Here is a 13,969-nt window from a genome sequence, read left to right on the forward strand (position 1 = left end):
CCCCTTCCTTGTTAAAATATAAATTTATTTTAAAATCATGTATATACAATCAAAACAACAAAAAAAATCCTATTATTTTTATTAAATAATTTATATTTCAAATTAATCACGCATTCCGTTTAGACATTTTATAACGGTAAACTCAGACAATCGCTGTTTCTGAACACCATCCGTATCAAAATTTTCAGGGCTTAACCACTGTTGATATGCTGTTGCTAAGCTTGGCCATTCTTCATCCAAAATTGAAAACCATGCCGTATTGCGATTTCGACCTTTCGCTATACGATCTTGAAGAAAAGTCCCTTCATACTGAAAGCCCAAACGTAAAGCTGCACGTTTTGAAGGCTGATTCAATTCATCACACTTCCATTCCACACGGCGAAAACCTTGCTCAAAACAAGCGTTCAATAATAGATAGATCGCTTCGGTTGCAGCAGTAGACTGCTTCATTTGATGTGAAAAATACACATTGCCAATTTCTATGACATGATCCATAGGACGTGGATTCATTAAGCCCACCCACCCCACAATCATATGATTCACTTCAATTAAATAATGTACTGTGCCCTTAAAACCAAAACAATTGGTCAAAGCAATTCGTAATTCATCGCTGGTCTCAAAACCTGAATAAGGCAAATATGTCCAACAACGACGATCCACTTCCGTTTCTACACATTGCCAAATTTGTTTAACCCGATTTTCACTCAATGTCATTGCAGATAAAGCATGTAATGTAACACTTTTTCCCTCTAGGTTTTCTACCCAAAGATCGATCGGTAAAGGATTAGACACAGGAAATCCGACAATTTGACCATATTCATTTTCTTGTACTTTTGGATCATTTTTCATATGTCATCAGAAAGGATTTTCTTAATTTTATATTGCGCAAATAAATTCTTTTATGCCAGTAAAAAATACATATCTAACAATGACATCATATTGATGAGGGTCATTTAAATAAATATTCCCTATTTATTTTCAGGTTTTTTTGTCTTTTGTTCGATTTGGTAATTTATTTGAAGCGTGTTTTCCTTTAGACTACGCACATTAACTCTGTGCTTTTTCTCATCATACTTATCCATCCTGAAAGCTGATCCGAAATAGCATCTTCATGCCTTTGAAAATTCGCGTGGCCTATAACTGTAATGAATCAATCCATCCATGATCCTATGGAGCAAACTTCACACATCCGTGTTCTGGATGAGTGGCAAGAATCGATTCCTGAGGATTTATACATTCCTCCAGCTGCATTTGAAATTCTTTTAGAACATTTCGAAGGACCACTCGACTTTTTAATTTATCTGATTCAAAAAAGTGGTTTCGACCTATTACAACTTGATATTGCTCCAATTGCAGCACAGTATTTGTCTTATATGGATGCCATGAAGTCACTCAATATTGAACTGACTGCGGATTATATGGTGATGGCAGCATTATTGGCCGATCTTAAATCTCGGCTTTTACTTCCAAAAGCAACGTCATCCATTGTGATTGAAAAAGATCCAAAACAGGCATTAATTGACCGCCTTGAAACCTATTTACGCGTAAAACAAGCCGCTGAACGTCTGGGTCAACTGCCCATTCTAGAACGTGATACATTCGCAGCCCATATCAGCCTTGGTCAAGTGGCACAAAACAACGAAGGCTATGATGTCGGTCTGTTACGTGATGCCTTATTTTGTGTGTTTAATCGACCAGAACCGATCATTCACCAAATTCAACAAGAAGCTGTGCTGCTAGAAGAACGCATCGCTTTTATTGAATATAAGTTACGCTCTGGTGAAGTTTTACATTTTAATGCTTTACTGAAACCAAGCCAAGGTCGTATGGGCATGGTCGTGACGTTTATGGCAATTCTTGAACTGACACGACAACAAAAAGTCCATATTATTGCAACAGGAATTGAAGCGCCTTTAGCGATTCAAGGAGTGCGGGTATGACTGATCAGCAAACCGTGCCGCTGTCTGTTGCTGACAATCAACATGAAATTTTAATGCAACTCGAAGCGATTATTTTTGCCAGTGAAAGCGCTGTTTCGCTTGCACGCTTAAAAGAAGCATTACAAAATCAATATAGCAAACCAGAATTGCGTCAGCTCTTACAACAACTGGCTATGCTACAGCATGGCAGATCAATCGAACTTATTGAAACTGCTGAAGGTTTCCGTTTTCAAGTTCGTGCCAAATATCGCAATATCATTACTCAAGTTTGGCCAGAGCGACCAACTCGCTTATCGCCAACAATGCTCGAAACCATGGCTGTGATTGCTTATCATCAACCGGTAACCCGAGCAGATATTGAACAAATTCGTGGAGTTTCAAACAATAGTCAAATATTAAGATCATTGTTTGATTGGAACTGGATTAAAGAATCTGGTTTCAGAGAGCTTCCGGGAAGACCTGCGTTGTTAGTTACAACGCCACAATTTTTAAATGCATTTGGCCTAGCATCTTTAGGTCAGCTGCCTCCCCTACAGGATGCCAAGGAAGCTTTTATGGTTCTCGATGCTCACGCACCGAAGTCATAAATAGGTGAACTGTTGATGATAATTTCTAAGGTTATGCTGTCATGAGTGAAAAATTACAAAAGGTGCTTGCACGTGTTGGTTTGGGTTCTCGCCGTTATATGGAAGAAGTCATTGCCGCAGGTCGCGTCAGTATCAACGGACGTGTTGCCCAAGTCGGTGAACGCATTGAACCAACTGATGAGCTTCGCATCGATGGTCGTAAAGTCCAATTCCAAATTGAAGATGAAATTCGTCGTCGTGTGATCATTTACTACAAACCAGAAGGTGAAATCTGTTCACGTAATGACCCTGAGTCTCGTCCGACTGTATTCGAACAACTCCCATCTATTCCTGGTGATCGCTGGGTGATGGTGGGTCGTCTCGACATCAACTCAACAGGCTTATTATTGTTCACAAATGATGGTGAATTAGCGAACCGCTTAATGCATCCGTCGAATGAAATTGAACGTGAATATGCTGTACGTGTGATGGGTGAAGTCACACCTCAAATCAAAAAGAACATGACTGAAGGTGTTGTTCTAGATGATGGTCCAGCTAAGTTTGAGTCGTTCTCTGAAATTGGCGGTGAAGGGATTAACCGTTGGTATCAAGTGGTGGTTAAAGAAGGTCGTAACCGCGAAGTTCGTCGTATTTTTGAATCACAAGGTTTAAAAGTTAGCCGTTTATTACGTACTCGTTATGGCACGGTGATTCTTCCTCGCGAACTTCGTACGGGCCGCTGGATTGAACTTGATAAAAACGATATCGATAACCTAACCAAATCTGTTGAGTTAAAACCACGTCAAGGGACGGGGCTTTTCGGCATGGCAAAACGCCGTAACGAACGTATGCAAGACAAACCACTGGCTGCACGTCGTGGTGGCTACTTACGTCAACAACGCCGCGATAGTGAAGGTGAAGCGCAACAACCTGAACAACGCCGTGACCAGCGCCAAACTGGCACTGAAAATGCGCGTCCTGATCAGCGCAGTGACAACCGTTTTAATAATCGTCCTGTTCGCACAGAAGCCAATGGCGACAACCGTTTTAATAACCGTCCTGTTCGCACAGAAGCCAATGGTGACAAGCGTTTTAACACTCGAAATGATCGTTCAGAGCAGCGCACTGATCGTTCAGAACAACGCAATGACAACCGTGGCAATCGTTTTGACAATGATCGTAACGGTAACACGGTGGATAACCAAAACCGTGGTGAAAACAAATTTGCTCCACGCAAACCTTTTGGTATCAATAAAGGCTTTAAGAAGTTTTAATGCTTAAATCGCTTTAAAGAAAAGCCACTCAAATGAGTGGCTTTTTTATACCTTCCATTTTTTCAACTGAAAAAGAAGAAAAAATTTAAAGGACTGGAATATCAATCCACAATGCTTTTGGAAAATGCTTCACTAAATACGCCTTTAAATAGGCTGCTGTATCTTGAGAAATTAGCGCATCTTGCGATTCATCATTTAAGTTATAGGCCAAAGCATACAACGCTAAACCACGAATTTTAAGCGCTTCCAGACTTAAAAGGGTATGATTAATACTGCCTAAACGCCCTGAACTGACCAAAATCACAGGGAATTTTTTCTCAGCAATATAATCAATGGTCAGTAAATCTGTGGTTAAAGGCACCATCAAACCACCAGCACCTTCAAGCAACACCAGATCATATTTTTCAGCCAGCTGTTGCGTTGCATCGGCAATTTTTTGAAAATCAATTTCACGACCATCAATCTGGGTGGCTAAATGTGGCGATGCCGGATAGCTAAAAATCTCAGGCATGGTCAGTTTGCTGTGATCTTCAGCAAACCAGCCCATCCCCATAATTTCACGGTGCTGTTCAATATCTTCAGAAATATCAGTATTACCCGTTTGAATCAGCTTTTGGGTAATGGTTTTTTGCCCTTGCTCATTCCATAACTTTGCCAAATAACCCGTCGTGTAGGTTTTGCCAATGCCTGTATCAATACCACTGATAAAATATACAGGTGCGCTCATGGCTTTCTCCGTGCAATACAATAAATAGGATGATAGCTTAGGCAATAGGTTATTTGCCCCAGCGAATCCACATTTGAAAATTGTTGATAATCTAAATAAAACTGCTGTAACGACTGTTTTGTCCAACGATGCTTGGATGCTGTTGCCGTGACACCTGTAGCTTTTAAATGCTGTAAAACGTGTTTAGGATGCTCAAAAGCTAAAGTTTCGATATTTTCAGATAAATGAATAATATCAAAGCCCTGAACAAGCAGTTTTTCCTGAATCGTGTCAAGACTCAAATAATCCAAACCCTGCCCTGTTAATGCTTTAATTTCTTTGAGGTTTTGCTGTCCAAAGGTCGAAAAACAAAAATAGCCCTCTCCCATTAAAGCATCTGAACATTGATTAAAAATCGCATCTAAATCAACCATCCACTGCAACGCAGAACTAGAAACAATCAGGTCTAAATCTTGGGGAAATTGCAACTGTTCAATATCACCAATGAGCCATTGTAGTTGCTTGGATTCAGAAAAATGTTGCTGAACTTCAGAATATAAATCATTCAAAATTAATTGATTGAACTGAAAATTCTGCATCAATAAATGACTTAAATTACCCGAACCACAACCAATTTCGAAAACACGATCAAGCTTTGTTTTTGGCAAATAATTTTGCATTAACTGAACAAGATGCTGACAAATTTGCTTTTGCACCACCGCATGCTGCGTATAGCTTTGTCCTGCTTTTTCAAAACGCTGAGCCACTTGGGCCTTATCAATATTGAGGTTTTTCACAATACATCACTCACAGCAAATTACTCACAACAACGCAACTAACTGATCCAAATCAGCCTGATTCAGTTGCGAAGTTAAGCAAATTCGCAAACGTGAGCCATGCTGCGGCACTGTCGGGGGGCGTACAGGCATAATATAAAAACCTTGCTGTTGTAAGACTTTGGCTTTATTCACTGTTTTTTGCGATTCACCCATAATCACAGGCACAATATGCGAGGTCGATGGGCAATCAAAACCTTTGCTTTGTACCGCTTGCTGTAAATACTGACTGATCTGTTGTAAATGCTGACGCTGCTGATTCAAGCCTAAAACTTTTTGGAAAATAAAATTTGTCCACGCCATACAAATGGGGGGTTGTGCAGTACTAAAAATAAGCGGTCGCATGCTATTAATCAAATAATCACGAATGACGGCATGACAAATCAAATAGCCACCAACGGAAGCTAAAGCTTTACCAAAAGTGCCAACCAAAAAATCAATCTCATCGATCACGCCATATTGTTCAGCACAGCCCAAACCGCGCTCGCCACGCACACCGATCGCATGTGCTTCATCGACATAGAGCATGACTTTGCTAAATTGCTGCTTAATCCGTACCAATTCAGCTAAATCAGTCTCATCACCATCCATACTAAAGATGGATTCAGTCACCACAATAATGCGATCAAAGCTTTCATCGATATGATACTTTTGTAAAAGTTGGCTTAAATGTCCCAAGTCATTATGACGATAACGCACATATTTAGCCGACGACAAACGAATGCCATCAATCATACTGGCATGAATGAGTTTATCGGCAAGAATTAAGGTTTTTGCATCACTCAAGGCAGGTAATATACCAATATTCATGTGATAACCACTGTTAAACAACAGCGCTGACCGTCCATGAAATGCCTGAGTTAGACTGGCCTCAAGCTGTTCATAGGCAGGAAAATTACCTGTCAATAAACGCGATGAGGATGAACTCATGATACGTAAATCATTTGGCGTTTGATCGAAAAATTGTTCACGTAAAGCAAGATCAGCAGCTAAGCCTAAATAATCATTCGAACTCAGATTCAGCATGCTTTGACCGCTAATTTGAATCGTGCGACCGTGCTGAATATTCGAAGTGAATTGACGTAAATTACCTTGTTGTTTTAATTGCTCAAGTTGCGCTGCATAATGATCCAAATGTTGCTCAAGTTGACTCATGCTGAATGCTCCATCTGTTCAACCACTTCAACCAATTGCTGTAATAAGGTTTTAAGTTCATTTTCCGTGATGATGTACGGCGGCATCACATAGACCAATTTTCCGAATGGACGGATCCAAATGCCACGACGCACGAATTCTTGTTGTAAGGTTTTCATATCGACATTAAACGTCAACTCCACCACGCCAATTGCCCCCAAAATACGCACATCCTGTACATAGTCAAGCTGCGACAATGGCTGTAAATACGTCGATAATTGTTGTTTGATGCGCTCAATATTGGCTTGCCAGTCTTGCGCCAATAACACTTGGGTACTTTTGACTGCTACAGCACATGCCAAAGGATTCGCCATAAAAGTGGGGCCATGCATAAACACGCCTGCCTCACCCTGACTAATGATTTCTGCGACTTTTTTACTGGTTAAGGTGGCGGAAAGCGTCATATAACCGCCCGTTAAACCCTTACCAATACACATAATGTCTGGTTCAACTTGGGCATGTTCCCATGCAAACATTTTACCTGTGCGCCCAAAACCTGTAGCAATTTCATCAAAAATCAGCAAGATATTGTATTTTTCGCAGAGTAATTTGGCTTGACGTAAATATTCAGGATGGTAAAACCGCATGCCGCCTGCACCCTGCACAATCGGCTCTAAAATAAGTCCTGCAATGCTTTGGTGATGTTCAGCCAAAGTCTGTTCCAGTTCGGCAATATCGGCCTGATCCCACTCATCATAAAAACCGACTTGCGGTGCAGGTACAAAAATACGATTTGGTAAACTTGAACCAAAAATCTGATGCATGCCCGTCACAGGATCACAGACGGACATGGCATTCCATGTATCCCCGTGGTAGCCCGAACGTGGTGTGACAAAGTTGGTCTTTTCTTTTTTCTCTTGCGATGATCCATTTTTCGAAACCCAGTATTGCACGGCCATTTTTAAAGCCACTTCTACCGCTACAGAGCCTGAATCGGCATAGAAAATTTTGTCTAAACTGGGCGGAGTTATTTGGAGCAGCAATTTACCCAGTTCAATGGCAGGTTCATGGGTGAAACCACCAAACATAATATGCGACATCTTGTTTAATTGATCGGTTACCGCCTGATTCAATTCTGGGTGGTTATAACCGTGAATGGCACACCACCAAGACGACATACCATCAATCAACTGACGACCATCTTCTAGTTCAATGGTTGCGCCATAGGCCTGTTTTACCTTAAAGGTTGGTAAAGGCTTGGTCATGGAGGTATAGGGATGCCAGATGTGTTCAAGATCAAATTGCAGATCATTTAATTCAGTCATCCTTAACTCCACAGCTACAGCAAAAATCTATTTTGTCGATCTTAAACCCGCACAGATAAAAAATAAATTGCGATATTTGCCACTTATCAGCATGTTTAATTAATTTTCTGTAAATATTGGCAGATTTTGTCAGTTATGAGTTCAGCTTTAAAGACAGGACAACCATGTGAACCTTGAATTAAATCGACATGCAAAAATTTTGCATCGAATTGTTGGAAATTCTGCACAACTTTGCAATCAACTAAGGCATCCTGCTGTGCAAAAATATGATACTGCTTGCCCTGATAATTTTTTAATATATCGACAATATTTAAATTTTCCAGCAATTCCAAACCCTGTTTAAGTAAATCAAACTGTTGTGGCTGAATTAAACTTTGTAAGGTGATGAAGTCTTTTTTGCTACTTTCTACACCCTGACAAACCATATAGCCAAATTTTTTCAGTGTTGCAACTGCATCCTGTTCAAAGGACTGTTTAAACACTTGAAAAGTCTGTGGTGGCATAGCTGTTTGCCAGCTGTCATTGGCGACAAAACAAGGATTCGATGCCAAAGTGATTAAAATTTTTTGTTCAGTATAGTGTTGTTCAATTTCATCCACCAAAAGACTGGCAAGCTGCCCACCTAAAGACCACCCAATGATCACATCAAATTGACGCGCCCATTCAGCCTTGTGTTGCAAAACATCTTGATCAAAAGCATTAAAGATATTGATCAGCTCAACTTGATGACCCTGCTGTTGTAAAGCCTGTTGTAATGAATGAAGGAGATTCGTGCCCCCACCCCAGCCTGTAATCAGTAAAATACGTTGTTTCACAATCAGCCCCAAATTAAAAAATATAAACTAAGCATTATTTTCAAAATCTAGCAATAACTTTGCTGGAAAAACCTTGGCCCAATTATTTTTAAATTGCTTATGTACCTGATCAATCGGGAAATGACTATTTCGACCTATTTGCTGAGCTTGCGCAATATCATCCGCTCGCATATAGGCTAACAAATAATCTTGACCGTCTAATTCCAAGTGAAACCACGATTCCACATGCACACCTTCTGCCCGAAGTGTTTCTATCGCTTCAGCTTTACGCTCATTCAGTTCTTTTTTCCATGCTTCAACATGATCCAAAGTAGCAGGCTTTAATTTGATTAATACCGCACCAACATCCATACGTTGCTCTTATTTTATAATTTTGATTCATCTTTATAACATACCTGCTTCATGCAAAAAACCTGAGCAATTTCCAGCACTGCACCATTCTAAACTCTGCTAAACTGAGTTCACGTCTAATAAAAAGTAAACGATATGAACTATATAAAATTCTTTGGCATTGGCTTGGTTTGTATCAGCACATCTGTTGGGTTTTCCACTTTAAGCCATGCGGAAAACTCTATTTTTACCAAAACTGATACTCAACAAAAGCAATGGGTTGGCAAGCCTGCACCGATGTTTAAATTACAGGATCAAAATCAAAAATGGCATGAATTGAGCCAATATAAAGGCAAATGGGTGGTGCTTTATTTTTACCCAAAAGATAATTCACCCGGCTGTACTCAAGAAGCCAATCAATTTAAAGCACTGTATCCACAGTTTTTAAAAAGTAATGCCGTTGTTCTTGGCGTCAGCTTAGATGATGTGCAATCGCATCAAAAATTTTCCGAAAAATTAGGCTTACCATTTCCTATTTTGGCAGACAATAAGCACCAATTGGCCAATCAATTCGGTATTGTGCGAAATTTAGGGGTGACTAAAATAGCAAAACGAGAGAGCTTTTTAATTGATCCGAAAGGAACCATTGTTTATCACTACAACAGTGTAAACACACAGTCCCATGCCGCTCAGGTTTTAGCAGATATTCAAAAGTTTTCTAAAAAATAATTTTAAATCACTCATCATTTAAATCACGGTTGTAACCATTCATAGCACCAACAAAAAAAGCCCAGTAAAAACTGAGCTTTTTTTATGTAAAATTAAAATTTTACATTTGTGATTGAATATAGTTTTGTAAACCAATCAATTCAATCAAACGAATTTGTTTTTCTAACCAATAGGTATGATCTTCTTCAGTATCCGACATTTGCTGACGAAGCATATCACGCGTCACGTAATCACCTTTTTCTTCGCAAAGTTTCACACCTTGCGCAAGTTTATCACGAACATGATATTCCAGTTTTAAATCTGCTTTTAAGCAGGTGACAACATCTTCACCTGTTTCAATATCATCACGATTCATATTCGGTGTGCCTTCTAAAAATAGGACACGGCGAATAATTGAATCAGCATGCGCTGCTTCTTCTTGCATTTCATGATCGATACGTTCAAAAATTTTAGTTAAACCCCAATCTTCATACATACGAGAATGAATGAGATATTGATCACGAGCAGCCAGTTCGCCACCGATCAACATATTTAGATAGTCTATGACTTCTGGATTGCCACGCATTTCAAATACTCCATACCCTTTTTTAATATTATGGGCAAAATAAACCATCAATGCAAAGTAAAAATTATGTAAGTTAATGATTTTTATAAAATAAAAATGAGAAACATACGCATTTGCACTTTAAACCATCAAATTCCTATTTAGAAAACAAGCTGTTGCAGTTTTTATGACTCAAATCCGAATCATTTTTTGCTCTCTTTTAAAGTATAATTTTTTGTAACCAATCACGATCTATGCAGATTTATCTTTTTTGACTCATAAGTTTCATCTTTAGCCCAAGACAAGCCACTTTTTTCTGACTATCATGCGTATAGACTTGAGAACAATAACGGCTTAAAAATGACAGCAACTCAAAACACAGCTCCAATTTTAGTGACTGGCGCAACTGGTTATATCGCCAGTTGGGTCATTCAAAAACTGCTTGAACAAGGTCATCAGGTACATGCCACTGTCCGTGATCTAAATAAAAAATCGGGTTTTGCCCATTTGGAAAAAATTGCAGCGCAAAGTACAGGCACACTTAAACTCTTTAAAGCCAATTTACTGGAAGAAAATTCTTTTGATGAAGCCATGCAAGGCTGTGAAATTGTTTTACATATGGCTTCGCCTTTTGTCGTCACCAACTTTAAAGATGCTGTAAAAGATATTATTGAGCCGGCTGTTTTAGGTACAGAAAATGTACTTAATAGTGTCAATAAAACCGAGTCAGTGAAACGTGTGGTCGTGACTTCAAGTATTGCCTCTACCTATGGCGATGCGATCGACATTCTAAAAACCGAAAATAATGCCTTTGATGAGTCACATTGGAATACCAGCAGTTCTGAAACCCATCAACCTTATCCCTATTCTAAAGTCATGGCAGAGCGTAAAGCTTGGGACATGCAAAAAGCACAAAACCGTTGGGATTTAATCTGTATCAATCCTGCTTTGGTTCTTGGCCCTTCTCTAACCCCAAATACACAATCGGGTAGTGTCGAAGTTTTGCAACAATTTACCAATGGTATGACGCTTTTAGGCGTACCGCCAATGTGGAATGGTATTGTTGATGTACGCGATGTTGCCGATGCGCATATCCATGCCGCATTTAAAGCCGATGCTCAAGGGCGTTATATTATTAGTGGTGGCACACTTAGTTTATTAGAAATGGGCAAAATTTTACGTCAAAACTTTGGTCATAAGTTCCCGTTCCCGCGTAATCATTTACCGAAAGCTGCTTTTAAAATTTTTGGTCCATTGGTCGGGTTTTCTAAAGACTTTGTCGAACTAAATATGGGTTATCCAATTTACTTCAATGCCGATAAGAGCAAGCAAGAATTTGGCATTGAATACTATAATATTGAAAGCAGTTTGGTTGAACATTTCCAACAACTGCTTGATGATGGTGTAGTGAAAAAATACCTTTAAGCTAAAAAAAGCCACCGAATTAATAATGCCAGTCAGTTAAAAAATTGACTGGCATTTTATTTTTTAAATTCATCGTGTTATTCGAAACACGAAAACGTCATCCACAATTTGAGCAATAAATGATGCCTTTCATGCGAACTCAAAATATATTTTGAGGCTTCTCATTTAGGCTTATTCATAGTAATACCAATTTTCATCAATATCTCAATATTCTAAAGATCTCCCCTAACTCCTCTTTATTCAAGAGGGGAATATCACGAATCAAATAAATATTTAAATTTGTGTCACTCCTCCCTTTTTCAAAGGGAGGTTTGGAGGGATTTAGCTGATGAAAGATGATCATTTAATTTTAAAAAATAAGACTCCATCGTGAATAACTAAAAAGCTAAGGAGTTAATTGAAAAACCCCTTAACCAATCAGCATTACACCAAATCAGTGGCTTTTTTATAGATTCAATACAGCTTAAATTTGCCCATAGTCTGTCATTAAGGCAATAAACTCTTGCTCATTCAGCACTTGTACACCTAGCTTCTCAGCTTTTTCAAGTTTCGAACCTGCTTTTTCCCCTGCAACCAAACATTTGGTTTTACTCGAAATACTACCGCTCACCCGTGCCCCTAAAGCTTGCAGCATTTGTGTGGCTTCATCACGCCCCATTTGGCTGAGCGTGCCTGTAATCACCCAACTTTCACCATTTAATGGCTGACGTGTTGGTGCAATCGGTGCATCCCAATGGATACCTGCATCAATTAAACGCTGCACCACTTCCAAATTATGCGGCGCTTGGAAAAAATCAATAATCCATTCTGCGGTAATCTCCCCCACATCAGGCGTTTTCTTTAACGTTTCAATATCGGCATTTTGTAATGCCTCCAAAGTTTGAAACGTATTGGCCAACATGCGTGCTGTAGTTTCACCTACACCGCGAATACCTAAGGCATAAATAAAAGCCGCAAGGGTGGTTTTTTTACTCTTTTCAATTGCATCAAATAAGTTTTGAACAGACTTTTCACCCATTTTTTCAATCGTTAACAATTGCTCACGATGCTCATGTAAGCTGTAAATATCAGCGACATTTTTTAATAGGTCAAGGTGTAATAAAGATTCCACCCAACGATCACCCAAACCTTCAATATCCAGTGCTTTACGCGAAACAAAATGACGAATCGCTTCAATACGTTGCGCTGCACAATATAAGCCCCCCGAACAACGTGCCAATGCTTCACCTTCGGGCATCACCACAGGTGACTCACAGACTGGACAATTTTCAGGTAAATGAACTTCTACCGTATCATCAGGGCGAAATTCAGGCCAAACTTTTTCAACTTTAGGAATCACTTCAAAGTGTCACCTTACAACTAACTTTTCATAATGTAAATATTATTGTAATAACTGAAATTTTGATATAAAACTAGAACATCTTCACTAGTTGAAACTATCAAAAAGAGAATGGCTGTGATAAATCATGACGAAAGGCTCATTTTTTTATCTACGTTTATTAGTGTCGGTGAGTTGGTCAGAAAATGGATTGATTCTAAGAGCACGGATCAACAGCCCTTGCTTTCCCTTATCTTGATTCGGTACATCGAACTGATCCATTCACCTTTCAACAATGATGATACAACCGAGCTAATTCTTAACCTTACTTACATTCGTGCGGACCTTTGCCAGCAGAATAAATTTAAATATGCAAATGAAAGGTATAAACAGATTTGCTTGCTCATAAAGCACATGATTGATGAGAGCTATTTCAAAGGCGGAAATGTCGATGGTCTATCTTTCCTCATGTGTACTCTCACTGAACCTCAATACGAAGCCTGTAAGGCTGAGAAAATTCCATTCGAGGTTTCTCTCAAGTTCAACTATGACCTTTCCAAATCAGAGACAGTAGACAACGCTAAAGATCATTCTCTCTCACCTACTGTTGCACTAAGGCTTGAATACTTATCAGGAATTTTGAATGCTGATGTTTATTATTTAATTTCTAATTTTATATCTCAGTCGGGTAAGCAGCGACAAACCAAACTATCATTTTTATTAAAAACATACATAGCAGTACTATATGAAGCACTTAACAATAACAATCCAGGTGAACTCGCTAAAAGCCTACACTATATTCGAATAGACCTCTGCAAAAGATACACTTTTAAAAGCAGTAGAATTTTAATAAGTGATCTTCAAATACTCATTAAGAAATTAATTAATATAGAATTTTTTAATAAACAAGAATCAAATAAACTAGATAACTTGGCAGAGTAAAACTTGAAGTGCGACATAAACCACCTAATTAATTTAAAGGGTTTATGGAGTATATAAAATTGTCATACCATCATCTTAACTTTGA

13 protein-coding genes and 2 pseudogenes are annotated in these 13,969 nt (G+C 38.9%); 6 read left to right on the top strand and 9 right to left on the bottom strand.

Features of this window, described 5'->3' with window-relative positions; all coding sequences use genetic code 11:
* Positions 1–102: 102 nt before the first annotated feature.
* Complete coding sequence (locus tag BLV99_RS15230) at positions 103–849, bottom strand: GNAT family N-acetyltransferase (RefSeq protein ID WP_092692263.1); 747 nt, start codon at positions 847–849, stop codon at positions 103–105.
* A 296-nt stretch (positions 850–1,145) separates the two neighbouring features.
* Here BLV99_RS15230 and BLV99_RS15235 point away from each other — a divergent pair, with 296 nt between their 5' ends.
* The 3 genes and pseudogenes from BLV99_RS15235 to rluB form a co-directional block, all read left to right on the top strand.
* Positions 1,146–1,940 carry a segregation and condensation protein A gene (locus BLV99_RS15235; RefSeq protein WP_092692266.1) on the top strand — a complete coding sequence of 265 codons (795 nt, stop codon included), beginning with the start codon at positions 1,146–1,148 and terminating at the stop codon, positions 1,938–1,940.
* On the top strand, positions 1,937–2,527 hold the full coding sequence (scpB, locus tag BLV99_RS15240) for an SMC-Scp complex subunit ScpB (RefSeq protein ID WP_092692269.1): 591 nt from the start codon (positions 1,937–1,939) through the stop codon (positions 2,525–2,527). Before BLV99_RS15235 ends, scpB begins: the two co-directional genes overlap by 4 nt.
* Before the next feature lie 41 nt (positions 2,528–2,568).
* Positions 2,569–3,465, top strand: a pseudogene (gene rluB, locus BLV99_RS15245) (23S rRNA pseudouridine(2605) synthase RluB); the annotation flags it as partial.
* 400 nt (positions 3,466–3,865) lie between these two features.
* On the opposite strand, the gene bioD reads toward rluB, so the two are convergent.
* The 6 genes from bioD to BLV99_RS15275 all read right to left on the bottom strand — a co-directional run bounded on the left by bioD (position 3,866) and on the right by BLV99_RS15275 (position 8,947).
* Positions 3,866–4,507: a dethiobiotin synthase gene (gene bioD / locus BLV99_RS15250; protein ID WP_092692274.1), complete on the bottom strand. Its 642-nt coding sequence runs from the start codon at positions 4,505–4,507 to the stop codon at positions 3,866–3,868.
* Positions 4,504–5,283, bottom strand: coding sequence for a malonyl-ACP O-methyltransferase BioC (gene bioC / locus BLV99_RS15255; protein WP_092692276.1), 780 nt, complete (start codon positions 5,281–5,283; stop codon positions 4,504–4,506). The genes bioD and bioC overlap by 4 nt, the downstream gene beginning before the upstream one ends.
* A gap of 24 nt (positions 5,284–5,307) precedes the next feature.
* Complete coding sequence (locus BLV99_RS15260) at positions 5,308–6,477, bottom strand: 8-amino-7-oxononanoate synthase (RefSeq protein WP_092692278.1); 1,170 nt, start codon at positions 6,475–6,477, stop codon at positions 5,308–5,310.
* Positions 6,474–7,781 (bottom strand): adenosylmethionine--8-amino-7-oxononanoate transaminase, encoded by a 1,308-nt coding sequence (bioA, locus tag BLV99_RS15265; RefSeq protein WP_092692280.1) that lies wholly within the window; start codon positions 7,779–7,781, stop codon positions 6,474–6,476. Before bioA ends, BLV99_RS15260 begins: the two co-directional genes overlap by 4 nt.
* Positions 7,782–7,876: 95 nt before the next feature.
* Entirely contained in the window at positions 7,877–8,596 is a 720-nt protein-coding gene (locus BLV99_RS15270) for an alpha/beta hydrolase family protein (protein ID WP_092692282.1), read from the bottom strand.
* A 27-nt stretch (positions 8,597–8,623) separates the two neighbouring features.
* Positions 8,624–8,947, bottom strand: coding sequence for a DUF6176 family protein (locus BLV99_RS15275; RefSeq protein WP_092692284.1), 324 nt, complete (start codon positions 8,945–8,947; stop codon positions 8,624–8,626).
* A gap of 135 nt (positions 8,948–9,082) precedes the next feature.
* On the opposite strand from BLV99_RS15275, the gene BLV99_RS15280 reads away from it, so the two are divergent.
* A complete protein-coding gene (locus tag BLV99_RS15280; protein ID WP_092692287.1) occupies positions 9,083–9,655 on the top strand; it encodes a peroxiredoxin in 573 nt (190 codons plus the stop codon).
* A gap of 100 nt (positions 9,656–9,755) precedes the next feature.
* Here BLV99_RS15280 and ftn read toward each other — a convergent pair whose 3' ends face one another.
* The gene (gene ftn, locus BLV99_RS15285; protein ID WP_086185035.1) at positions 9,756–10,220 is read right to left on the bottom strand and encodes a heteropolymeric bacterioferritin subunit Ftn; all 465 of its coding nucleotides are present in this window, start codon (positions 10,218–10,220) and stop codon (positions 9,756–9,758) included.
* Positions 10,221–10,559: 339 nt separating this feature from the next.
* On the opposite strand from ftn, the gene BLV99_RS15290 reads away from it, so the two are divergent.
* Positions 10,560–11,624, top strand: a complete 1,065-nt coding sequence (locus BLV99_RS15290; RefSeq protein ID WP_086164516.1) for an SDR family oxidoreductase — start codon at positions 10,560–10,562, stop codon at positions 11,622–11,624.
* A 463-nt stretch (positions 11,625–12,087) separates the two neighbouring features.
* Here BLV99_RS15290 and BLV99_RS15295 read toward each other — a convergent pair.
* A pseudogene (locus BLV99_RS15295) lies at positions 12,088–12,966 on the bottom strand (helix-hairpin-helix domain-containing protein); the annotation flags it as partial.
* A gap of 108 nt (positions 12,967–13,074) precedes the next feature.
* On the opposite strand from BLV99_RS15295, the gene BLV99_RS15300 reads away from it, so the two are divergent.
* Positions 13,075–13,884, top strand: coding sequence for a hypothetical protein (locus BLV99_RS15300; RefSeq protein WP_244516338.1), 810 nt, complete (start codon positions 13,075–13,077; stop codon positions 13,882–13,884).
* Positions 13,885–13,969 lie beyond the last annotated feature (85 nt).

Origin of the sequence: Acinetobacter kyonggiensis (assembly GCF_900107285.1) — a bacterium.
GTDB classification, from domain to species: domain Bacteria; phylum Pseudomonadota; class Gammaproteobacteria; order Pseudomonadales; family Moraxellaceae; genus Acinetobacter; species Acinetobacter kyonggiensis.